The 21499-nt window shown below is 30.3% G+C and carries 24 protein-coding genes; 12 read left to right on the forward strand and 12 right to left on the reverse strand.

Going from position 1 to position 21499, the window contains the following annotated elements; all coding sequences use genetic code 11:
* Positions 1 to 4 precede the first annotated feature (4 nt).
* The 3 genes from LPB136_RS10300 to LPB136_RS10310 are packed head-to-tail and all read right to left on the reverse strand — an operon-like array spanning position 5 to position 2558.
* The gene (locus tag LPB136_RS10300) at positions 5 to 496 is read right to left on the reverse strand and encodes a DUF4296 domain-containing protein (RefSeq protein WP_072556244.1); all 492 of its coding nucleotides are present in this window, start codon (positions 494 to 496) and stop codon (positions 5 to 7) included.
* The gene (locus LPB136_RS10305) at positions 496 to 1836 is read right to left on the reverse strand and encodes a dihydroorotase (RefSeq protein ID WP_072556245.1); all 1341 of its coding nucleotides are present in this window, start codon (positions 1834 to 1836) and stop codon (positions 496 to 498) included. Before LPB136_RS10305 ends, LPB136_RS10300 begins: the two co-directional genes overlap by 1 nt.
* A 2-nt stretch (positions 1837 to 1838) precedes the next feature.
* Positions 1839 to 2558 (reverse strand): polyprenol monophosphomannose synthase, encoded by a 720-nt coding sequence (locus LPB136_RS10310; RefSeq protein WP_072556246.1) that lies wholly within the window; start codon positions 2556 to 2558, stop codon positions 1839 to 1841.
* Between the two features lie 120 nt (positions 2559 to 2678).
* Here LPB136_RS10310 and LPB136_RS10315 point away from each other — a divergent pair, with 120 nt between their 5' ends.
* From LPB136_RS10315 to LPB136_RS10325, 3 genes are all read left to right on the forward strand, one after another.
* Positions 2679 to 3269, forward strand: a complete 591-nt coding sequence (locus LPB136_RS10315) for a DUF4271 domain-containing protein (RefSeq protein ID WP_418361247.1) — start codon at positions 2679 to 2681, stop codon at positions 3267 to 3269.
* A 14-nt stretch (positions 3270 to 3283) separates the two neighbouring features.
* Positions 3284 to 4030 (forward strand): uroporphyrinogen-III synthase, encoded by a 747-nt coding sequence (locus LPB136_RS10320; protein ID WP_072556248.1) that lies wholly within the window; start codon positions 3284 to 3286, stop codon positions 4028 to 4030.
* A gap of 124 nt (positions 4031 to 4154) precedes the next feature.
* A complete protein-coding gene (locus LPB136_RS10325; protein ID WP_072556249.1) occupies positions 4155 to 5492 on the forward strand; it encodes a deoxyguanosinetriphosphate triphosphohydrolase in 1338 nt (445 codons plus the stop codon).
* Between the two features lie 51 nt (positions 5493 to 5543).
* On the opposite strand, the gene LPB136_RS10330 is transcribed toward LPB136_RS10325, so the two are convergent.
* Both LPB136_RS10330 and LPB136_RS10335 read right to left on the reverse strand, forming a co-directional pair.
* Positions 5544 to 5798, reverse strand: a complete 255-nt coding sequence (locus LPB136_RS10330; protein WP_072556250.1) for a hypothetical protein — start codon at positions 5796 to 5798, stop codon at positions 5544 to 5546.
* A 108-nt stretch (positions 5799 to 5906) separates the two neighbouring features.
* Entirely contained in the window at positions 5907 to 6476 is a 570-nt protein-coding gene (locus tag LPB136_RS10335) for a DUF3109 family protein (protein ID WP_072556251.1), read from the reverse strand.
* 83 nt (positions 6477 to 6559) lie between these two features.
* Here LPB136_RS10335 and LPB136_RS10340 point away from each other — a divergent pair, with 83 nt between their 5' ends.
* Together LPB136_RS10340 and LPB136_RS10345 are read left to right on the forward strand one after the other, a co-directional pair.
* Complete coding sequence (locus tag LPB136_RS10340; RefSeq protein ID WP_072556252.1) at positions 6560 to 7141, forward strand: MarC family protein; 582 nt, start codon at positions 6560 to 6562, stop codon at positions 7139 to 7141.
* A gap of 1 nt (position 7142) precedes the next feature.
* Positions 7143 to 7760 carry an FAD-dependent oxidoreductase gene (locus LPB136_RS10345; RefSeq protein WP_072556253.1) on the forward strand — a complete coding sequence of 206 codons (618 nt, stop codon included), beginning with the start codon at positions 7143 to 7145 and terminating at the stop codon, positions 7758 to 7760.
* 40 nt (positions 7761 to 7800) lie between these two features.
* Here LPB136_RS10345 and glmS read toward each other — a convergent pair whose 3' ends face one another.
* From glmS to LPB136_RS10360, 3 genes are read right to left on the reverse strand one after another with little or no spacing between them, the layout of a single operon-like run.
* Complete coding sequence (glmS, locus tag LPB136_RS10350) at positions 7801 to 9657, reverse strand: glutamine--fructose-6-phosphate transaminase (isomerizing) (protein ID WP_072556254.1); 1857 nt, start codon at positions 9655 to 9657, stop codon at positions 7801 to 7803.
* A gap of 23 nt (positions 9658 to 9680) precedes the next feature.
* Complete coding sequence (locus LPB136_RS10355) at positions 9681 to 11222, reverse strand: DUF4270 family protein (RefSeq protein ID WP_072556255.1); 1542 nt, start codon at positions 11220 to 11222, stop codon at positions 9681 to 9683.
* 11 nt (positions 11223 to 11233) lie between these two features.
* Entirely contained in the window at positions 11234 to 12055 is an 822-nt protein-coding gene (locus tag LPB136_RS10360; protein WP_072556256.1) for a glycogen/starch synthase, read from the reverse strand.
* 98 nt (positions 12056 to 12153) lie between these two features.
* On the opposite strand from LPB136_RS10360, the gene panC reads away from it, so the two are divergent.
* From panC to radA, 6 genes are all read left to right on the forward strand, one after another.
* Positions 12154 to 12999, forward strand: coding sequence for a pantoate--beta-alanine ligase (gene panC, locus LPB136_RS10365; RefSeq protein WP_072556257.1), 846 nt, complete (start codon positions 12154 to 12156; stop codon positions 12997 to 12999).
* A gap of 48 nt (positions 13000 to 13047) precedes the next feature.
* Positions 13048 to 13398: an aspartate 1-decarboxylase gene (gene panD, locus LPB136_RS10370; RefSeq protein WP_072556258.1), complete on the forward strand. Its 351-nt coding sequence runs from the start codon at positions 13048 to 13050 to the stop codon at positions 13396 to 13398.
* A 2-nt stretch (positions 13399 to 13400) separates the two neighbouring features.
* Entirely contained in the window at positions 13401 to 14348 is a 948-nt protein-coding gene (locus LPB136_RS10375; protein WP_072556259.1) for a lysylphosphatidylglycerol synthase transmembrane domain-containing protein, read from the forward strand.
* A gap of 231 nt (positions 14349 to 14579) precedes the next feature.
* Entirely contained in the window at positions 14580 to 14810 is a 231-nt protein-coding gene (locus LPB136_RS10380; RefSeq protein ID WP_072556260.1) for an addiction module protein, read from the forward strand.
* Positions 14800 to 15081 carry a type II toxin-antitoxin system RelE/ParE family toxin gene (locus tag LPB136_RS10385; RefSeq protein ID WP_072556261.1) on the forward strand — a complete coding sequence of 94 codons (282 nt, stop codon included), beginning with the start codon at positions 14800 to 14802 and terminating at the stop codon, positions 15079 to 15081. Before LPB136_RS10380 ends, LPB136_RS10385 begins: the two co-directional genes overlap by 11 nt.
* Before the next feature lie 86 nt (positions 15082 to 15167).
* Positions 15168 to 16526 (forward strand): DNA repair protein RadA, encoded by a 1359-nt coding sequence (gene radA / locus LPB136_RS10390; protein WP_072556262.1) that lies wholly within the window; start codon positions 15168 to 15170, stop codon positions 16524 to 16526.
* Between the two features lie 79 nt (positions 16527 to 16605).
* On the opposite strand, the gene LPB136_RS10395 is transcribed toward radA, so the two are convergent.
* The 3 genes from LPB136_RS10395 to LPB136_RS10405 are packed head-to-tail and all read right to left on the reverse strand — an operon-like array spanning position 16606 to position 19118.
* A complete protein-coding gene (locus tag LPB136_RS10395) occupies positions 16606 to 16818 on the reverse strand; it encodes a hypothetical protein (RefSeq protein WP_072556263.1) in 213 nt (70 codons plus the stop codon).
* A 39-nt stretch (positions 16819 to 16857) separates the two neighbouring features.
* Positions 16858 to 17334 carry a hypothetical protein gene (locus LPB136_RS10400; RefSeq protein ID WP_072556264.1) on the reverse strand — a complete coding sequence of 159 codons (477 nt, stop codon included), beginning with the start codon at positions 17332 to 17334 and terminating at the stop codon, positions 16858 to 16860.
* A gap of 11 nt (positions 17335 to 17345) precedes the next feature.
* Positions 17346 to 19118, reverse strand: a complete 1773-nt coding sequence (locus tag LPB136_RS10405) for a hypothetical protein (protein ID WP_072556265.1) — start codon at positions 19116 to 19118, stop codon at positions 17346 to 17348.
* A 148-nt stretch (positions 19119 to 19266) separates the two neighbouring features.
* Here LPB136_RS10405 and LPB136_RS10410 point away from each other — a divergent pair, with 148 nt between their 5' ends.
* Positions 19267 to 19506 (forward strand): helix-turn-helix domain-containing protein, encoded by a 240-nt coding sequence (locus LPB136_RS10410; protein WP_237267381.1) that lies wholly within the window; start codon positions 19267 to 19269, stop codon positions 19504 to 19506.
* A gap of 208 nt (positions 19507 to 19714) precedes the next feature.
* Here LPB136_RS10410 and LPB136_RS10415 read toward each other — a convergent pair whose 3' ends face one another.
* The gene (locus tag LPB136_RS10415; RefSeq protein WP_072556266.1) at positions 19715 to 21499 is read right to left on the reverse strand and encodes a ribonucleoside-diphosphate reductase subunit alpha; all 1785 of its coding nucleotides are present in this window, start codon (positions 21497 to 21499) and stop codon (positions 19715 to 19717) included.

Below are 21499 nucleotides of genomic sequence, written 5' to 3' on the forward strand. Positions count from 1 at the left end.
GAAATTATCTTTTTTTAAACCCTTTTTCTAAAATTGGTTTTTTTAACTGAGAAGAGTCTAATTTTATAAGATTCTTAAGTTTTCCTTCCTTATTTTTACTTTTAAGACGTTCTTCTTTTATCTTTTTTTTATCTAAATTCTTTATAGAATCTTGTGTTTTTAATTCCTCAGAGTACTTCTTATGTTCCTTATTAATGTTATCTTTTACTTCTAGTAAAATTTCATTGTATTGTTCTATAACAGATGTATAATACACATTGCTTTCTTTAAATCTAGCACTGTCTATTTTATATTTATCGTACACAAAAGGCAAATAATTTACTTGTCTTTGCTGAATTTTATTCTTTACGTTTTTAGCAGATAATGCAATATACATATCAGACAAAAGAGCAACCATAGTGTCTTTTGGTATTAAATTTTCTGGTTTCTTGTAAATTGTATTACTTGTACAAGAACCTAGAAAAATAAAAACAAGTATGTATAAAACTTTTTTCATTATCTGTTAAAAGTTAATCGCTTTCCTTTTTTCTCTTCGTTAAAGACACCATTGCTGTATATTAATTCTCCATTTACAAAAGTGTGGGTAATTTTACTTGAAAACTCAGTTCCTTCAAACGGAGACCAACCACACTTGTATAAAATATTTTCTTTAGAAACTGTCCAAGAATTGTTGGTGTCTACCAAAACTAAATCGGCATAAAAACCTTCTTTTATAAATCCTCGTTGTTTAACTTTAAAAATTTTAGCAGGATTATGACACATTTTTTCTACCGCTTTTTCAACCGATAAAACGCCTTCTTTTACTTTCTCAAAAATAGCAGGAATTGCATGTTGTACTAACGGACCTCCACTTGGTGCTTTTGTATATACATTATCTTTTTCTTCTAAAGTATGTGGCGCATGATCTGTAGCAATAATATCTATTCTGTCATCTAACAATGCTTTCCACAAACCATCTTTATCCTTTTGAGATTTAACAGCTGGATTCCATTTAATATGTGTTCCTTTTGTATCATAATCTGCATCTGTAAACCATAAATGATGTACGCAAACCTCTGCTGTTATTTGTTTTTCTTCTAACGGAATATCGTTACGAAATAAAGCTGTTTCTTTAGCTGTTGATAAATGAAAAACATGCAAACGTGCGCCTGTTTTTTTAGCCAATTCAATTGCTTTTGAAGATGAAATATAGCACGCTTCTTCACTTCTAATAATTGGGTGATATTTTAAAGGAATATCATCTCCAAATTCGGCTTTATATTTTTCTGTGTTTTTTCTAATTGTAGCTTCATCTTCACAATGTACAGAAATCACCATTTTTGTTGAAGAGAAAATTTTCTCTAAAACGGCTTCATTATCCACCAACATATTTCCTGTAGATGAACCTAAAAACAATTTAATTCCAGCAACATTTTCTGGATTGGTTTTTAATAACTCTTCTAAATTATCGTTTGTTCCACCAAACATAAATGAGTAATTAGCGTAAGAATCTTTAGCTGCAATGTTAAATTTATCTTCTAACAATTCTTGAGTTGTTGCCTGCGGAATTGTGTTTGGCATTTCAATAAAAGAGGTAATTCCGCCAGCAATTGCAGCTTTGCTTTCTGTAGCAATATTTGCTTTGTGTGTTAAACCCGGCTCACGAAAATGTACTTGATCGTCTATCATTCCAGGAATTAAATAACTGCCTTTTGCATCAATTATAGTTGCATTTTCAGGAGCTATAATTGATTCTGAAATCTCTTTAATAAGTTCATTTTCAATAAGAATATCTCCATTAAAAACGGTATTCTCATTTACAATTTTTGCATTTTTTATTAAGGTATGTTGTGTCATTTTTATTTTGGTAATTTACTTAAACGCATTTTTATTACTCCAAAAAGCGCTTCGTATACAATATTTCCACTCATTTTAGATTCTCCTAAAGTTCTATCTGTAAAGATCACAGAAACTTCATTAATCTTAAAACCGCGTTTCCAGGCTTTGTATTTCATTTCAATTTGAAAAGCATAACCAATAAATTTAATTTTGTCTAATCTAAGTGTTTCTAAAACATTACGTTTCCAGCAAACAAAACCAGCAGTTGTATCATGCAAAGGAATTCCAGTAATAAAACGCACGTATTTAGAAGCAAAATAAGAAAGTAAAACTCTGTGCATTGGCCAATTAACAACATTTACTCCAACAGAATATCGAGATCCCACAGAAACATCTGCGCCTTTTTTAGCACATTCATTATAAAGTCTTATTAAATCTTTTGGATTATGAGAAAAATCTGCATCCATTTCAATAATATAATCGTACTTTTTTTCAATAGCCCATTTAAAACCGTGAATATATGCAGTTCCTAAACCGTTTTTCCCTGTACGTTTTTCTATATGTAGTTTAGTTGAAAACTCTTTTTGAAGGTTTTCTACTATATTTCCAGTACCATCTGGAGAATTATCATCAACAACTAAAATATGAAAGTCTTTTTCTTGATTAAAAACTTCTCGTATTATAGCTTCGATGTTTTCTTTTTCGTTGTACGTAGGTATTATAACTAATGCGTCAGACATTGTAGATTTTATTCAAATAAGAGACAAATATACATCATTTTATTCCTAATTTAGCGTTAATATTTCTGTTGAAAAATGCAAGCAATACCTAGAGAACTAACACAAAATAATTGGATAACAATGTTATTCCTAATAGGCTTTATTTTGCTTTTTTTTATGAAACTATATAAACCTTCACGTTTTTTAGGATATTCAATCTCTTTTTTTACACGTGGATTTATAGAGAAACGAGCTGAAGAGAAACCTGCTATTTTTTCTACTTTTCATGTTTTAATATATTCTTTTTGTGTTTTAACACTTAGTTTATTTATACATACATTAATCCCTGAAACTCAAACACAAAACAATCTAATTTCTTATATTTATTTAATTTCATTTACATTTATATATATGATTATCAGAAGTTTATTAGATTATTCTTTTAGTAAACTTCTTAACCTTTCAGATTATATCAGGTATTTTATTTTTACAAAAGTTGGTTACCTTTATACACTTTCAATTTGGTTATTCCCTATTTTAATAATTTATAATTATGGTTATAAAAATAACAATTTTCTTTGGGGAAGTTTTCTAATTTTACTTGGAATTCGTTTTGGTTTAGTTTTTTACAATAACAAAAAGCTGATTATAAAGCACTTGTTTTATTTTATTTTGTATCTTTGCGCCCTTGAAATAGCACCGCTATTTATTATTTTAAAAATACTAAAATAAGTAAAGGATATACTATGAAAGTGAAAACTATTTTAGTGTCTCAACCGGCACCAAAAACTGAGACCTCGCCTTATTTTGATTTGGCAGATAAACAAAAGATTAAAGTAGATTTTAGGTCTTTTATACATGTAGAAGGAATTTCTGTGAAAGAAGTTAGAGCTAATAAAATAGATTTAAAAGATTTTACAGCTGTTATTTTAACAAGTAGAAACGCTGTAGATCATTACTTTAGAATTGCTGAAGAAATGCGTTTTACGGTTCCTGATGACATGAAATATTTTTGTCAATCTGAAGCTGTAGCTTATTACTTGCAAAAATACGTTGTATATCGTAAGCGAAAAATTTATGTAGGAACAAGAACATTTCCTGAACTTACTAAGCTGATTAAAAAACACAAAGACGAAAAGTTTTTACTACCTTCTTCCGACAAATTAAAGCCTTTAATTCCTGAAGAATTAGACAAGCTAAAAATAAGCTGGAAACGTGCTGATTTATACAGAACTGTTGTAAGTGACTTATCTGATTTAGAAGATGTTTTTTACGACATATTAGTTTTCTTTAGCCCTTCTGGAATAGATAGTTTATTTAAAAATTTCCCGGAATTTAAACAAAACAAAACACGTCTTGCTGTATTTGGAAACTCAACCATAAAAGCAGTAGAAGATAGAGGTTTACGTGTAGACATTGCTGCACCAACACCAGAAACTCCTTCTATGACAATGGCTTTAGAAAAATACATTAAAGGTGTTAATAAAAAATAATACATTTTGTTTTTTAGAAATTAAATAAAGAGAAAAGAGAAGTCTAAAAAGACTTCTCTTTTTTTTGTAAATTCGAAACTTATTTAATTAAACTTATCATAAACTTCATTAAAATATATACACAATGAATTGGGAACAACTTCTTTCTTTAAAACGTTTTGGCGATACTCAAAAACGAGAACGAATAGCACAAGACGAAACTCGTTTAGGGTTTGAAGTAGATTTTGATAGAATTATATTTTCATCAGCTTTTAGAAGTTTACAAGATAAAACACAGGTAATTCCACTCTCTAAAACCGATTTTGTACATACACGTTTAACACATAGTTTAGAAGTTTCCGTTGTTGGAAGAACACTTGGAAGGCGAGTTGGAAAAGTATTGTTAGAACGTCATCCAGAATTAGCAAAACTAGGTTATACATTCAATGATTTTGGCGCAATTGTAGCTGGTGCTTCAGTAATGCATGATATAGGAAATCCACCTTTTGGGCATTCCGGAGAAAAAGCAATTGGTGAATATTTTAAAACGGGAAACGGATTAAAATACAAAAACCAACTTACAAATAAAGAGTACCAAGATCTAATAGATTTTGAAGGAAACGCAAACGGATTCAAAATTTTAACCGAAAATAGACAAGGTACAGAAGGTGGTTTGCGTTTAAGCTACGCAACCTTAGGCGCGTTTATAAAATACCCAAAAGAGTCCTTACCAAAAAAACCAACGCATCATATTGTAGATAAAAAATACGGCTTTTTTCAATCAGAAAAAGTAGCCTTTTTAGATCTTACGGAAGACTTAGGTTTATTGAAAAAAGAAAGTGACGGAATTTCTTTTTACCGACATCCATTAGCTTATTTAGTAGAAGCAGCAGATGATATTTGCTACACAATTATAGATTTTGAAGACGGAATTAATCTTGGTTTAATAGACGAAGAATTTGCTTTAGAATACATGATTAAACTAGTTAAAGACAAAATTGATAGCAATAAATATCATTCACTTCAACATAAAAAAGACAGAATAAGTTATTTACGTGCCTTAGCAATTGGCGTGTTAATTAACGAGGCTGTAGCTATATTTTTAGATAATGAAGAAGCCATTTTAAAAGGTGATTTCGACAAAGGTTTACTAGACAAGTGTAAATACGAAGCCCAAATAAATGACATTATAAAACTTAGTGTTGCCAAAATATATAATTCTAAAGAAGTTGTAGAAAAAGAGGTTGCAGGTTATAAAATTATAGCCGATTTATTAGATGTTTTTGTAACGGCTTTAAACAATAAGTTTGATGGAAATCAATCTAATTACGACAACTTAGTGTTAAATCTATTACCTGAAGAGTATCAAAAAGAGCAAGAAAATTTATACGATAGAATCATGCAAATATGCAGTTATATTGCTGGTTTATCAGATGGTTTTGCTATTAGATTACACAAAAAATTAATGGGGAATATTATTTAAAAAAAGAGCTAAATAATTAGCTCTTTTTCTATTAATTCAAATAAGTTAATACTAGCTTTCTTCCTCCCCGACAGATTCTCCTTGTGTTGTTACAGAACCTGTGCTAGAATTTCCATAGACAGGAGTTTCATTTCTAAGTATATCAATAACTCGGGCAAAATTAGCTGAAGTCATATAAGGTGTTTCTTCTCTTTTTCCGTTAAAAAAGGTGAAGTAAAATTTACCTAAATCAATTTTTGGATCCCAAACCGCTTGATAAGTAGTTATTTTTGTCCATCCTGATGTTCCTTTTGCATGGTGTGGCATAATATTTAGTTTTATAATTAGAACCCAAAATTATGTAATACAAATAGTTAAACATCAATGTAAAACACTGATTTTCAAAAAGGTATTTAACTATTTATGTGGAAGGAATTATCTATTTTGCTTCTCGGCAGTTTTCTCTAGCTCTAAATACCAATTTTCACCAAACTTTCTAATCAAAGCTTCTTTTAGAAATTTGTAAACAGGTACTTGTAATTCTTTTCCCAACGTACAAGCATCATCACAGATATCCCATTTATGATAATTTACAGCAGCAAACTCACTATAATCTTTTACTCGAACCGGATATAAATGGCAAGAAATTGGTTTTTTCCAATCTACAATACCTTTATTATAGGCATGTTCTATTCCACACATTGCTGTGTTTTTTTCATCAAAAGTAACATAAGCACACGCTTCTCCATCAATTAATGGCGTTTCTAACTCACCAAAATCGCTAGTAACCCAAGTACCTTGTTGCTCTATAGCTTCTATTCCTTCAGCTCTTAAAAAAGGTTTAACTTTCGGGTAAATATCTTCCAATATTTTTGTTTCTTCTTTGTCAAGTGGAGCACCGGCTTCACCCGCTACACAACAAACTCCTTTACAAGCTGATAGATTACAAACAAAATCTTTTTCTATGATATCTTCCGATACTATTGTCTTTCCTAGTTGAAACATAATGCAAAAGTACAGTTATTTTTACCTTTTATAAACGTATATTAAGATTTCTTAACTAATTTTGCGGTATTAAATAAACAACAATGAATTTTAATTTTAAAGAAATTTTTACAGCGTTTATGGTTTTATTTGCTGTAATAGATATTATTGGAAATATTCCTATTATTATAGATTTACGTAAAAAAGTAGGCCATATTCAATCTGAAAAAGCCTCACTTATCGCTGGTTTTATTATGATAATTTTCCTTTTCTTAGGGCAAAGTTTACTATCATTAATTGGAGTAGATGTTAATTCTTTTGCAGTAGCAGGTTCTTTTATCCTGTTTTTTATAGCCTTAGAAATGATTTTAGGTATAACATTATACAAAGACGATGAAGAAGGCGGAATAACAGCAACTGTTTTCCCTTTAGCCTTTCCATTAATTGCTGGTCCAGGAAGTTTAACAACCTTACTTTCTTTACGTGCAGAGTTTAATATAGAAAATATAATTATTGCAGTAATATTAAATGTTTTTGTAATTTATATTGTCTTAAAAACCTCTTCAAAAATTGAACGCATTATTGGTGCAAATGGAATAAAAATTATTAGAAAAGTATTTGGTGTAATACTTTTAGCAATTGCTGTAAAGTTATTTGCTCATAATATTAAAGAGTTATTTGCATAATATGAATTTTGATGTTTTAATAATTGGAGGTGGTGTTGCAGGTATGCAATGTGCACTAGTTTTAGGTTCTGCAAAAAACAAATGGTTTGCAGAAAATAAGACAATTGGTATTATTTTACATCAACGTTCTTCTCATTTACAAAATGCTTTATTTAACAACGTTTTAGGTTTACCTGAGGGAAAGCGAGGAAGCGAGGTTTTAACCGAAGGAAAACAACAGTTACAAGATGTATATCCACATGTTTTTCAAATTGAAAATGAAAAAGTATGTTCAGTTCAAGATATTAAAGAGGGTTTTAAAATAACAACCAATAAACAAGCTTATACTGCAACAAATATTGTGGTTGCGTTAAATTACTCTAAACCTTTTGATATTGTTGGATTAAAGCAATATATAGAACCGCATCAAAGAGCCAATCCTCAAAAAGACAGAATTCAATTACGCAATTATAATCACCTTATAAAAAAAGGATTATACGTCTGTGGAACAATAGCGGGTTGGCGAAGTCAGTTTGCAATTGCAGCAGGAAGTGGCGCAAGTGTAGCCACAGATATTCTAACCGATTGGAACGATGGAAATCATACCAAAATTCATGATAAAATAAAAAATCCGATGTAAAATTTACATCGGATTTTTTTATATTTAAAATGATTGAAATTTATTCAACCGTAACAGCTTTCGCTAAATTTCTAGGCTGATCAACATCTTTTTCTAAGAATACCGCTATATGATAAGATAATAACTGTAATGGTATTGTAGTTAACAAAGGAGTTAAAGCTTCTTCTGTTTCTGGAATTTCAATTACATGATCTGCAATCTTTTTAACCTCAGTATCACCTTCAGTAACAATTGCAATAATTTTTCCGCTACGCGCTTTTATTTCTTGAATATTACTTACTACTTTTTCGTAATGACCTTTATTAGTTGCAATTACAAAAATTGGCATGTTTTCATCAATTAAAGCAATTGGTCCGTGTTTCATCTCCGCAGCAGGATAACCTTCTGCATGGATATAAGAAATCTCTTTTAATTTTAATGCGCCTTCTAAAGCTACCGGAAAATTAAAACCACGCCCTAAATATAAACAGTTAGTAGCATCTTTATAGACTCTAGCAATTTCCTGTACTTTTTTATCTATTTTTAATAACTCTTCTACTTTTCCAGGAATTAACTGCATTCTTTGTAAATACGTATGAAATACATTCTTAGATAAAGTACCTTTTTCTTCTCCTAATTTCAAAGCAATTAAAGATAAAACAGTTATCTGTGTTGTAAATGCTTTAGTAGATGCCACACCAATTTCTGGACCTGCATGTGTATATGCACCTGCATGTGTTTCTCTTGCAATTGAAGATCCTACAACATTACAAACGCCAAAAACAAATGCGCCTTTAGATTTTGCTAATTTGATAGCTGCTAAAGTATCCGCAGTTTCTCCAGATTGAGAGATAGCAATTACTACATCTTTTGAAGTTATAATTGGATTTCGATATCTAAATTCAGAAGCATATTCAACTTCAACAGGAATACGAGCCATATCTTCAAAAAGGTATTCTCCAACTAAACCTGCATGCCAAGATGTACCACAAGCAATAATTATAATTCTGTCAGCATTTAAAAACTTTTGAAGATTATCATCTACTCCTGACATTCTAATAATACCTTCATCAGCTAACATACGACCTCTATAAGTGTCTGTAATTGCCTTTGGCTGTTCATAAATTTCTTTAAGCATAAAGTGATCGTAACCACCTTTTTCTATTTGCTCTAAGCTCATTTGAAGTTCTTGAATGGTAGCGTCTACTATTTTATCATTCTTAATCTGACGAACACGTACTTCTTTTCCTATTTTAATAATAGCTAATTCACCATCTTCTAGATAAATAGCTTCTTTAGTGTATTCTATAAAAGGAGACGCATCAGAAGCTACAAAAAATTCTTTATTATCTTTACCAACTCCAATTGCAATTGGACTACCAAGACGAGCTACTACAATTTCATTAGGCTTAGTTTTGTCAAAAACAGCAATTGCATAAGCTCCAATAACATTCGTTAATGCTATTTGTACAGCTTTACCTAGTTTACATTTTTCGTTCTTTTTAACTTCTTCAATAAGGTTTATTAAAACCTCTGTATCTGTATCACTATGAAATTTATAACCTCTATTAATTAATTCTTGCTTAATAGTGTCATAATTTTCTATAATTCCGTTATGAACAATAACTAAATCTCCAGATTGAGAAAAATGTGGGTGAGAATTTACATCATTTGGAACACCATGTGTTGCCCAACGAGTATGTCCAATACCAATTTTACCAAGTTTTCTTTCTTCTTCTTTATTGGTGATTAGCTCTAAGTCAGAAACTTTTCCTTTAGTTTTTGACATTCTCATTTCCTCTCCGTCATATAGCATAACACCAGAACTATCATAACCTCTATATTCTAGACGTTTTAATCCGTTTATTACAATAGGATAAGCATCTCTAAAGCCAATATAACCTGTAATTCCACACATAACAATTAGGTTTTTTTAATAAGTTATTTTTTTACTGAATATGATATTTTTAATTGCGCTTTTCTAGCAGTATTTGAAGAAGTATTACTGTGAAGCACAATTCCTCTTGGATTCCAGTTAAATGAATCTACAATTGTATCAATAGTACTATTTGGTAAATCTGTTGCATTATAAACCTTTAAGCCTAAGGCAGGGTTATAAGAAGATTCTCCAGATAATAAATCAGAGATATAATCAGTTATTCTAAAGTGGTATCTATCTTTTGCGTTGGTTTCGTCTGTTAATAATTGACCACCAAAAACCGTTGATCCTTCAGAAATTACATCTTTTATAAGGCTAGGATTACCATCTTCATTTTTATATAAAAATAAACTTAAAGGAACGTGAGTTGTGTCTTTAGATTGGTCTATATAAAAAACTAAAGAAGCATCGTTAATTAACCAATCTTGACTTCTTAAATCTTGCAATTCTGTTCCTTGTAAAATATCAATGTTAGCCATTGTTCCTGCTGTACCTTGAACTACAAAGTTACCTGCTGAAGGAGCACTACCCGCAGTAGGCTTATAAATACTATTTGTAACACCACTTAAAGGAAAAGAATTATTTTTAGTAATTGTATCTATTACTGATCCATTTGCTAAAACAGTATTTGTATAAAAAATATCTATTACCGGTGATCCTGTAGAAAAATTAAAAGGAACTAAAGAACCATCTGCTCCAGAAGCTTCAATTATTAAACCTCTAAAATAATTTTGAAATGCTTGTAGTGACTCAAAATCCGTTGTTTCATATTTATCTAAAAACAAGGTTTTTATTTTGTCATTATCAAGCGGAATAGCCATAAAAGGGGCCGAATTAGCAATTTTTAAACTGTCGGTAAAAGTATTACCATTACTTAAATGTCTGTTAAAATAGTATACTGTATCTTTTTTACCATAATTTAAGTCAGCTAAAGGATACGTTTGAGGAACAGTAAAAGAAAAGTTTGCATCTTCATTTAACTCATTTCCTTTAGAATAAACTGCGTCAGATAAATAAGTGTTTTGTTGTGTAGGGTTTGCTGGATTCAATGTATTTAAAAAAGTTAAATTTCTATACACTTTTACTGCAACTGGTATTGTAGGATCACCTAAAATTGAATCAATTCTAAAGCTATTTCCATCACTTGTTTCAGCATTAACCGTGTTAGTAGATTGATATGGTAATCGGATTAAAACCTTATCCATTTTAGTTACAACGGTAGTATCTGCACCATACGTATTTTCAACAACTTTTAAATCAGCTAGCAAACCAACTTGAGAAACAATAGAAGCTTCAATAGTTTTAAAATCATCGCTTTTATAAACACCTAAAAGGTATTCTCCTAAGTTTACACTTATACCTCCATCTGCTCTAACAGCAGCAATATCAACTGGAGAAATTGTAATATCTAACAAAGTGTCTTTAGTTTCAAAAACTCCATTGTTTATTACTGAAGAACCAATATCTGTAAAATCTTTTTCACAAGAAATAACACCGAATAAAAATAGTAGGAAAGCTCCTACATAAGCACTTTTTTTAATCATCGTAAAATGAACTAATCGTTTAAATTTTCTAAAACTTTTTCTGAGTAAAACTCTAAATATGCCTCTGTAATATCTTCGTCTTTTTGAAAGTCTAAAACTACTGTATCAGATTTTTCAATAAATTCTGTTATTTCTTCAGATAAATCATCACTACCTTTAATAATAGCATCAGAATTTTCTATGGCACTTTTTAAAATATTGGTATGGTTTGGTGTTTCTATAGTTTTAACTTTAGCTTCGTCTAAGTTATCAAAACGGACTTTATCTGCCATTTCACTATCTAATTCACCTTCAAAACCACTATTATATAGCGAAGTTACAATCTTGCTTTCGGTAAACAATGGTTCTTCCTTATAAAATTCTCTTAAATAAAGCGGAAGCAAAGAAGCCATCCAACCATGAATATGAATAATATCTGGAGCCCAATTTAATTTTTTAACTGTTTCAACAACACCTTTTGCAAAGAAAATCATGCGTTCGTCATTGTCGTCAAAAAGTTCTTCATCTTCATCAGAATATACAGCTTTACGCTTAAAATATTCTTCATTATCAATAAAGTAAACCTGCATTCTTTCCTTAGGAATTGAAGCAACTTTTATAATCAAAGGCATATCCATATCATTGATTATCAAATTCATACCAGACAAACGAATAACTTCGTGTAATTGATGTCTTCTTTCGTTAATTACACCAAAACGTGGCATAAAAATACGGGTTTGAACTCCTTTAGAGTGTGCTTTCTTTGCAACGTTAAATGCGGTTGATGATAACTCGGTTTCTGGTAAGTAAGGAACTACTTCCGACGAAACATATAATATTCTTTTGTCCTTCATTAAATCAATCTCTTTAAAATTACGAGTGCAAAAATACGAAAATATATGCAAAAATCATGTTAAAATGCTAATTTCGCATGTATTCCAATTTACATCCAATGAGAAAATTTGATAAAAAATCTGAATTAAAAAAATATCTATCAACACTTAAAAATGATAAAAAAACCATTGGTTTTGTTCCCACAATGGGCGCGTTACATCAAGGACATTTATCACTTGTAAAAAATGCTCAAGAGAAGAATGACATAACAGTTGTTAGCATTTTTGTAAACCCTACACAGTTTGATAACAAAGAAGATTTGGTTAAATACCCTAAAACTTTAGAAAATGATATTCAACTTTTAGAAAGTGTAAATTGTGATGTATTATTCTCACCTTCGGTAGAAGAAATTTACGCAGAAAACATTAGTTCTGAACGTTTTGATTTTGACGGATTAGAACACCAAATGGAAGGTAAATTTAGAGATGGTCATTTTGATGGCGTTGGTACAATTGTAAAGACCTTGTTTGAAATTGTAGCGCCAGATACTGCTTATTTTGGCAAAAAAGATTTTCAGCAACTACAAATCATCAAGAAAATGGTGGAAAAACACACAATACCTTTAAAAATTAAAGGATGCGATATTTTTAGAGAAGAAGATGGTTTGGCAATGAGTTCTAGAAACGCTCGTTTAACAAAAGAATACAGAGAAGCAGCACCATTTATCTATAAAACGCTTAAAAAAGCAAAGAAAAAATTTGGCACAAAAAGTGCAGATAAAGTTACTAAATGGGTAGAAAAGAAGTTTAAAAAACACCCATTATTAGAATTGGAGTATTTTACCATTGCAAACGAAAAAACGTTAGAAACCGTTAATAAAAAAGAACCAAAACAAAAATACAGAGCATTTATTGCCGTTTTTGCTGGGGAAATTAGATTAATAGATAACATTCGTTTAAAATAAAACAGTTCAAAAACAAATCATTAACCATTAAAAAACTATTTTTGCAGTATGTTAGTACAAGTTGTAAAATCTAAAATTCACCGTGTAAAAGTTACAGGTGCCGATTTAAATTATATAGGAAGCATTACCATTGACGAAGATTTAATGGACGCAGCCAACATTATAGAAGGAGAACGCGTTCAAATTGTAAACAACAATAATGGAGAACGTTTAGAAACCTATGCAATTCCAGGACCAAGAGGAAGCGGAGAAATAACATTAAACGGAGCCGCTGCAAGAAAAGTTGCAAAAGGAGACGTTTTAATCTTAATTGTTTACGGATTTTTAGAATTAGAAGAAGCTAAAAAGTTTAAACCTTCATTAGTTTTTCCTAACGAAAAAGATAATACACTTACATAGTTTTGAATATTAAAAAGATTTTAAAAATTATATTACCGCTCGCTTTGGGTGGTTTTTTAGTTTGGTATTCTTTATCTAAAGTTTCTTTAGAAACACTTTTACAATACTTTAAAGAAGCCAATTATTGGTGGATTGCACTCGGATTATTCTTTGGAGTTCTAAGCCATTTATCAAGAGCTTATCGTTGGAAATTTATGTTAGAACCATTAGGTTTTAAACCAAAATTTGCAAACAGTACTATGGCAGTTTTAGTTGCCTATTTAGTAAATTATGCTGTTCCAAGAGCAGGAGAAGTTTCCCGTGCAGCAGTAATGAGCAATTACGAAGGTATTCCGTTCGAAAAAGGTTTTGGAACCATTGTTGCAGAACGTATTGCAGACCTAATTATGATGCTAATAATCATAGCAATTACACTCTTTTTTCAATTCGATTTTATTTACGAATTACTCACAAAAAACTTCGATCCAACAAAAATAATTATAGGTTTAGCCGTTTTAACTTTGCTTTTTTTCGTTTTTACCAGATACGTTAAAAAAGCAAAAACTGGTTTTGGATTAAAAATTAAAACATTTATTACAGGTTTAGTAGAAGGCGTTACCAGTATTTTTAAAATGAAAAATAAGTGGGCGTTTATCTTTCACACCGTATTTATATGGGCAATGTATGTAGCAATGTTTTGGGCAACAATTCCTGCAATTAGTGGTTTAAACGTTCCTTTTGGTGGCGTTTTAATCGGTTTTATTGCTGGCGGATTCTCAATAGCCGCAACAAACGGTGGTATTGGTTTATATCCAGTTGCCGTAGCTGGCGCATTAGCGTTATTTGGTGTTTCAGAAGAACCTGCAACCGCTTTTGGGTGGATTATGTGGACAGCGCAAACTGCAATGATCATCATTTTCGGTGGCTTATCATTCCTATTCCTTCCAATTTACAATAAAGACAAAAAATAAGCTTGCATTGAGCGTAGTTGAAATGTGGGCGTTACTTTATCCTGAAGACATTCAGGACCAAGTCGCGCTTGGAATTTATCTTGAGCGGAGTCAAAAGGCTATATCTTTTTGTTGAAAAAACAAAAAGGATGCCGTTGCAATCGCTAACGCAACTGTTTGCTAGCTTTTTAGAAAACCTTCAACGCAAATTTCTTATTTAAAAAATAGTATCTTTGATAAAATGGAATTTTTATGAGTCTTCAGGAAAAAAGAAAAGAATTAGCAAAATGGATTTTAGAAACAGATGAAAACATTCTAAATGAAGTAGAAGCTGTTTATAAACTACATTCTAAAAGTGAAGAAATTTCTGATGCACATAAAACAATTTTAGATAAAAGATTAAAACTTCACAAGGAAAGCCCAAAGAGCGGTAGAAATTGGAACGAAGTAAAATCTGAATTATCATTAAAATATGGCGTTTAAAGTTGTCATTAAACCAGAAGCTGAACAAGAACTCCTAGAAGCTTTAAAATGGTATGATTCTAAAGAAATAAACCTTGGTTCTGAATTGTATTTTGAAATTTCAAAACTTATAGATGCAATTCAAGAAAACCCTAATTTATTTCAAAAACGATACAAAGATTTTAGAATTACTTTTACAAAAAGATTTAGATACGGAATTCACTATACTTTAGAAAAAGACATTATTTATATTCATGCTATTCTTCACACAAGTCAAAAATCACCAAAATAGAAGTTATTTTTCTAGCCTAAAAACATCTTAAAGTAACAAGATAACTTTGTAACTTTGTTACCCTAAAACTTTGTAACTAAAATTAAATGGCAAAAACCAAAACAACTTTTTTCTGTCAAAACTGTGGAACTCAACACGCAAAATGGGTTGGACAATGTGGCGCTTGTAAAGAGTGGAATACCATTGTAGAAGAAGTAATTCAGAAAGAAGAAAAAAGAAGTTGGAAACAAGCCACAACAGCAAAATCAGTTACAAAACCCTTAAAAATTGCCGACATTCAGTTAAATCCTGAAGAAAGAGTAATTACCAATAATAACGAACTAGACACCGTTCTTGGTGGCGGATTGGTAAAAGGATCTGTAACACTTTTAGGTGGAGAACCCGGAATTGGAAAATCTACTTTATTACTGCAAGTTGCTTTAAACATCAAACAAAAAGTACTGTATGTTTCAGGTGAAGAAAGTCAATCGCAAATAAAAATGCGCGCAGAACGGTTAGAAAGTAGCAACTCTAATTGCTTAATTTTAACGGAAACAAATACGCAACAAATTTTTAAAAACATAGAAGAAGTTGCACCAGAAGTTTTGGTGATAGATTCTATTCAAACATTACACACAAATTCTATTGAAGCTTCTCCAGGAAGTATTTCTCAAATTAGAGAAACTTCCGCAGAATTGATAAAATTTGCTAAAGAAACAGCAACTCCAGTATTGCTAATTGGTCATATTAACAAAGAAGGACACATTGCTGGCCCAAAAATTTTAGAACACATGGTAGATGTTGTTTTACAATTTGAAGGCGACAGAAACCATACGTATAGAATATTACGCTCACAAAAAAATAGATTTGGTTCTACAGCAGAATTAGGTATTTACGAAATGCTTTCAACCGGATTAAGAGAGGTTTCTAATCCATCAGAAATATTAATTTCTAAAAAAGATGCCGATTTAAGCGGAACCGCAATTGCATCTACTTTAGAAGGAATTAGACCGTTAATGATAGAAATACAAGCCTTGGTTTCTACAGCAGTTTACGGAACACCTCAACGTTCTACAACAGGTTATAATCTAAAAAGATTGCACATGATTTTAGCCGTGCTAGAAAAAAGAGCAGGCTTTAAATTAGGTGCAAAAGATGTGTTTTTAAACGTTACTGGCGGAATTAATGTTGACGACCCTGCAATTGACTTAGCAGTTGTTGCGGCAATTTTATCATCTAACCAAGATATTGCAATAAACCCAAATGTTTGTTTTGCTGCAGAAGTTGGTTTGGCTGGAGAAATAAGACCCGTTTCTAAAATAGACCAACGAATTATTGAAGCAGAAAAGTTAGGTTATAAAACTTTTGTTGCTTCAAAATACAATAAAACAGCCTCTAAAAATCACAATATAAAATTGATTTTAGTTGGTAAAATTGAAGAGGCCTTTGCAACGTTGTTTGCTTAGATATTTTATAAAAAAAGAGAAGCCTTTCGACTTCTCTTTAAACGATAATTTAATAAGCAACAACTGTTCTCATTACTTTTTATTTTACATATTTATCTTTTTCTATTTTAAATAAAAAATATAAATCTTTAAAAAAAATATTAGGATTGTTTTCCTTCCAACTATTTTTCATTAACCAATTATAGTCTATAATTTTTAAATTATCATCGTGGATAGTACAATGTGCTATGATTTCTTTTTTATTACTTTTTACTCTATAAGTTAAGGTTTTTGGAATTCTTTTCCCTCCCAACCAATATATTTATTTTCTTTATTTTCATATTTACTAAGTTTAATAGGGAGACACTTTAACTTCATAAATTTTATTTTCTTTTTTTAAGATAAAAAAAACTTTATCTGCATCATATAATAGATTAAGGAAACTACTAAATTTTGTTTCCAAAAAATCTGTATAGCTAATAATATTCTGTTTATTAATATTCAATTCACCACAATTATAAAACTTTAGTATATCAGAATAATATCGCAAATTTATTATTCCTGGTTCAAAATCTATATGAGTTGCTTCAATTCCTTTTGTAATTTCACCTTCCTTAAAAGAAAGTTGGTATCGATATTCTTCCTTTGGTATTTTTTTAGAAAAACGAAATGAAACAAATGTTAATGAGTCATTATGTTTTTTATAAATTATTTTAACACTATCTAAATTTTTATTAAAATCTAAATAAATTATTTTTTCTTGTTGTGAAAATACATTAGAGCATATTCCAATTAGAAATAGGAAGAACGTTATTTTGTTTAATTTCATTTTTATAATATTTAATTACAGTCTGATTTACCTCTGAAATCAATATTATATATTAGATCTTCAAATTCAGGATAAACAACTTTACCATTTACTATTGTTGAATCAATATTATTATTAGCAGCCCAATCTGCAAATTCTTGAGTATCATTTAACCCACTCCAACTTAAATACTCAGATGTTTTTCTTTTCCAATCTGTTCCGAATTTATTTTGAAGAATATTTACTAAAACTGAACTTTCTGAATCCCAATCATGTTGGTTAAACACCAAATTTTCTAATTCTTGCCTATAAACTAACATATCAAAAGTTATAGTATTAAAAACTTCATGAGACCAATCTGAAGTTATACCACCAGCATGTTGGATAGCGCATAAAACAGAAATAAATCTCTCTTCTTCAGATAAGGAATTAAGGTCTACTGTAGTAGTTCCTGTGGGTATATTTTGACAATTTAATGCATCTACATCCAACCATGGTGTTCCAATCGAATCAAAATTCATATATCCCCAATCTTTAAGAGCATCAAACATATATGCATGAATCATCTCATGGCATAAAATCTTTAATTTATGTAAATTAGAACTGCTATCTACTATATTTTTAACAGTAATTTTAAAATTTCTATCATTACTTGCATGACCTCTTGTAATTGCCCATGTACCGTTTGGTGTAGTTCCTTTAGCAAAAGTTATAGAATTGCCATTAGTACTGTTAAAATTAGAAATCATTCTTTTATATAAATTATCTCCTTCATTTAATTTATTGTGTATACATTCTAAACTTGTATCTTTAAAAGTAGAATCTATAATAATTCTATCTTCAAAATCTACTTCATCTCCATCCATCAAAGCTTCAATAGCAAGTTTTACAAAACCTTTTGTATCTTCATTACAATCATTCTCATTTATAAATGTTTCTATAGCTTTTTGATTTGCTTCACTTAATTGATAAAATAAATCATAATTACTAATTAAGCATGTATCGAAAGGCGTTCCTGTTATTGAAGTATATATTGTTTCATTTGAAGATGAGGAGTTGCTTCCGTTCCCACCTCCGTTTCCGCCTTCTGATGGTGTTCCTCCACCTGTTAATGTAATATCAGGTCCGCCAAACTCTATAGTACCGATACCTCCTCCAGATGGGCAATCTTTATTTGTTATAGCATAACTACCATTACAATCACAATCTTCAGGCATTATTATTTCGTAGCAACCAACACCTGGTAAATTATTTACAAGATTGGTTATAGTGTCACCATCACGTGATGACATGTTTGCATCATTTGACGTTTCTAATAAACCTAAATCAATTATTTTCATTGTTTTTCCTACAATTAAAGAAGGGTTTATTTCTGCGTTAATAAAATTTTCTTTGTCTGTAAAATACCAAATAAGGTATTCTCTATAAGAACCATCTTCTTGTAAATTTAAAAAATAGTTTTCTTGAATTCCTTCTATTGAATTCCTTCTTTTTGTAGAGAAAGTGTAAGATTGATAATTATTTTGTTCTATATGTTTTGCTTGTTCACCAATAACAGTAAAATTTAATAGTTCATCTATTAAATTTTGTTCTTCTCTATTACTTGTTTTGAAATTATTTCTTTGTTGAATTTTAGATTGTACTTTTAAGTTAGTAAGTAAATGACTTGCATCAACTTTACTAATACTTATAAAGTTGTTAGATTCAATCTTACTATCACCTTGACAGTTCCAAAGAAATAATGAGGTTCCAAATAATAAAATAAATAGTGTTAATAAATGATAAAATCGTGTAATTTTTTTCATAGTAATAAAATTAAAGTTAATAAATTTTTAGCAATAAGAAGACATCATAGCTCGTCTTCTAACAATTTTTCTGGTTAAATGTATAAATAAAATTTAAATAACACAAATATGTGTTTATAAAAAATTAAAGCTATTCACACATTTGTGTGTGATAAACAAACAAGAAGAACTTTTTCTAATAAATGTTGGTAAGACTCTAAAGTATTTTAGAGTTCTAAAAAGTTTATCGCAAGAAGATTTAGCAAATGATGCAGATATTCCTATAAATCAAATTGGTAGAATCGAGCGAGCTGAAATTAATACTTCTCTTTTAACAATTTTAAAGATTACCGAAGCATTAGAAATTTCTTTTGTAGATTTTTTTAATGAATTGACTTCCCAGGAATGACAGAAAGTTAGAGAAACTCAAAAGTATTTAAATATGCTTAGCCCAGATTGAACGGTTTGTTTGAGCTCTTTTTTATTCTTTTTCTGAATAAAAAAAGCGAGTAGTGAAAGCTGGAAATAGCTTCAAAAAAAAGAGAAGCCTTCCGACTTCTCTTTTTAAGAACTTTTAATTTATGAGATTCTGAAACAAGTTCAGAATGACAAATGAATTATCCTTCGCAATTTAAACAGTCTTTCTTTTGTTTAAATTTTTGTGCAGCATTCATACTGTGTTGGTAATACATAGATTTTACGCCTAATTTCCAAGCATTAATGTACACTTTATTTACATCTTTAATTGGCATATCTGGGTGCACCATAATGTTAATAGACTGCCCTTGATCAATATGGTTTTGTCTATTTGCTGCTTGATATACAATTACATTTTGGTCTATTTCTGAGTACGTCTTAAATACATCTTTTTCTGCTTCGGTTAAAATATCTAAATGTTGTACGGAACCATCATTATCTCTAATACTTCTCCAAACATCTGGTGTATTGTTCCCTTTTTCTACTAATAATTTCTCTAGAATTGGGTTCTTAATAGTTGTTTTAATCTTTGCAATATCTTTTACATAAATATTAGACCAAATTGGCTCAATACCTTGAGATACTTGTCCTAAAATAAACGCAGATGATGTTGTTGGTGCAACTGCATTTAAGGTTGTATTACGTCTTCCATACCCTTTTAAAACTGCTGGTTCTCCATACATTTTAGCCATCTCTTCAGATGCTTTGTAAGATTTTTCTTTAATTACTTTAAAGATTTCACTGTTTAAAGAATATGCTTCTGCACTATCAAAAGCCAACATTTTAGATTGTAATAAAGAGTGCCATCCTAAAGCACCTAAACCTAATGCTCTATTTTCTTTTGCAAAATTATAGGCTTTTTCCATAAAACGAAACGTAAACTGATCGTCTCTATCTGATGAGTCTTTATATACTTCTAACTTGGTAATAAATTCTTGCATTACTGCATCTAAAAAGAATGCTAGTGTTTCTACTGCATCTGTATCTTTCCATTTGTCATAATGCACCAAATTAACTGATGATAAACAACAAACAAAAGACCAATCTTCATTAGATGGTAACATTATTTCTGTACATAAATTACTTGCATAAATCTCGTGGTTATTGTCTTTATAAACATCTACCGTTCCATTGTTTGCATTGTCTCTAAAAAGTATATATGGATATCCTATTTCTCCTCTTCTTTGTAATATTTTAGCCCAAAGACTTCTTTTTGCAACATCACCATCAATCATTTCTTGCATCCACTCGTTACTTACCGTAACACCATGCGTTAATTCTTGTATTGGGTTTCCTTCTGTTCCTATTTCTAAAAACTCTTCAATATCTTGATGATCTATTGGTAAGTATGGAGAGAAACGACCTCTTCTTACTGAACCTTGACTTACTACGTCAACCATTTTTTCAAACAATTGCATAATGTGAACTGAACCAGATGATGAACCATTATTTTTTACATCTGCTCCTCTTTCACGCAACTTACCAAAATATCCAGAAGTTCCTCCTCCTAATTTAGACATCATACCAACTTCTGATTGTGAGAATAAAATATCTCCCATATCATCTGCAACGTGACTACCAAAACAACTAATAGGTAAACCTCTTTTCTTTCCGAAGTTAGACCAAACTGGCGATGCTAATGAGAAATAACCAGCAGCCATATATTTATAAAACTTATCAGAAAAACCATCAATTTTTAAAATACGTTCTGCATTGTCTGCTATTTCACGGATTCTTTCTTCTGGTGTTGTATCTCCTGTTAAATAACCAGATTCTAAAAACTTACGACTGTTTTCTGTTAGCCATTCAATTTCTGGTTCATTTTTGCTTTTAAGCATTTCTTCTCTAGCAGCGTTTTGTGCTTGGATTAACTTTTCGTGATCAGTAAGTTCTGTTTGGGTAGTCTTTGTTTCGTTTTGGTTCAT

Source organism: Tenacibaculum todarodis, assembly GCF_001889045.1.
In the GTDB taxonomy this organism is placed as follows: domain Bacteria; phylum Bacteroidota; class Bacteroidia; order Flavobacteriales; family Flavobacteriaceae; genus Polaribacter; species Polaribacter todarodis.

Excerpts from the sequence above, each read along its gene's own strand:
- LPB136_RS10300 (WP_072556244.1), bottom strand. The coding sequence starts at position 496 with ATGAAAAAAGTTTTATACATACTTGTTTTTATTTTTCTAGGTTCTTGT.
- LPB136_RS10305 (WP_072556245.1), bottom strand. The coding sequence starts at position 1,836 with ATGACACAACATACCTTAATAAAAAATGCAAAAATTGTAAATGAGAAT.
- LPB136_RS10310 (WP_072556246.1), bottom strand. The coding sequence starts at position 2,558 with ATGTCTGACGCATTAGTTATAATACCTACGTACAACGAAAAAGAAAAC.
- LPB136_RS10315 (WP_418361247.1), top strand. The coding sequence starts at position 2,679 with ATGTTATTCCTAATAGGCTTTATTTTGCTTTTTTTTATGAAACTATAT.
- LPB136_RS10320 (WP_072556248.1), top strand. The coding sequence starts at position 3,284 with ATGAAAGTGAAAACTATTTTAGTGTCTCAACCGGCACCAAAAACTGAG.
- LPB136_RS10325 (WP_072556249.1), top strand. The coding sequence starts at position 4,155 with ATGAATTGGGAACAACTTCTTTCTTTAAAACGTTTTGGCGATACTCAA.
- LPB136_RS10330 (WP_072556250.1), bottom strand. The coding sequence starts at position 5,798 with ATGCCACACCATGCAAAAGGAACATCAGGATGGACAAAAATAACTACT.
- LPB136_RS10335 (WP_072556251.1), bottom strand. The coding sequence starts at position 6,476 with ATGTTTCAACTAGGAAAGACAATAGTATCGGAAGATATCATAGAAAAA.
- LPB136_RS10340 (WP_072556252.1), top strand. The coding sequence starts at position 6,560 with ATGAATTTTAATTTTAAAGAAATTTTTACAGCGTTTATGGTTTTATTT.
- LPB136_RS10345 (WP_072556253.1), top strand. The coding sequence starts at position 7,143 with ATGAATTTTGATGTTTTAATAATTGGAGGTGGTGTTGCAGGTATGCAA.
- glmS (WP_072556254.1), bottom strand. The coding sequence starts at position 9,657 with ATGTGTGGAATTACAGGTTATATTGGCTTTAGAGATGCTTATCCTATT.
- LPB136_RS10355 (WP_072556255.1), bottom strand. The coding sequence starts at position 11,222 with ATGATTAAAAAAAGTGCTTATGTAGGAGCTTTCCTACTATTTTTATTC.
- LPB136_RS10360 (WP_072556256.1), bottom strand. The coding sequence starts at position 12,055 with ATGAAGGACAAAAGAATATTATATGTTTCGTCGGAAGTAGTTCCTTAC.
- panC (WP_072556257.1), top strand. The coding sequence starts at position 12,154 with ATGAGAAAATTTGATAAAAAATCTGAATTAAAAAAATATCTATCAACA.
- panD (WP_072556258.1), top strand. The coding sequence starts at position 13,048 with ATGTTAGTACAAGTTGTAAAATCTAAAATTCACCGTGTAAAAGTTACA.
- LPB136_RS10380 (WP_072556260.1), top strand. The coding sequence starts at position 14,580 with ATGAGTCTTCAGGAAAAAAGAAAAGAATTAGCAAAATGGATTTTAGAA.
- LPB136_RS10385 (WP_072556261.1), top strand. The coding sequence starts at position 14,800 with ATGGCGTTTAAAGTTGTCATTAAACCAGAAGCTGAACAAGAACTCCTA.
- radA (WP_072556262.1), top strand. The coding sequence starts at position 15,168 with ATGGCAAAAACCAAAACAACTTTTTTCTGTCAAAACTGTGGAACTCAA.
- LPB136_RS10400 (WP_072556264.1), bottom strand. The coding sequence starts at position 17,334 with ATGAAATTAAACAAAATAACGTTCTTCCTATTTCTAATTGGAATATGC.
- LPB136_RS10405 (WP_072556265.1), bottom strand. The coding sequence starts at position 19,118 with ATGAAAAAAATTACACGATTTTATCATTTATTAACACTATTTATTTTA.
- LPB136_RS10415 (WP_072556266.1), bottom strand. The coding sequence starts at position 21,499 with ATGAACCAAAACGAAACAAAGACTACCCAAACAGAACTTACTGATCAC.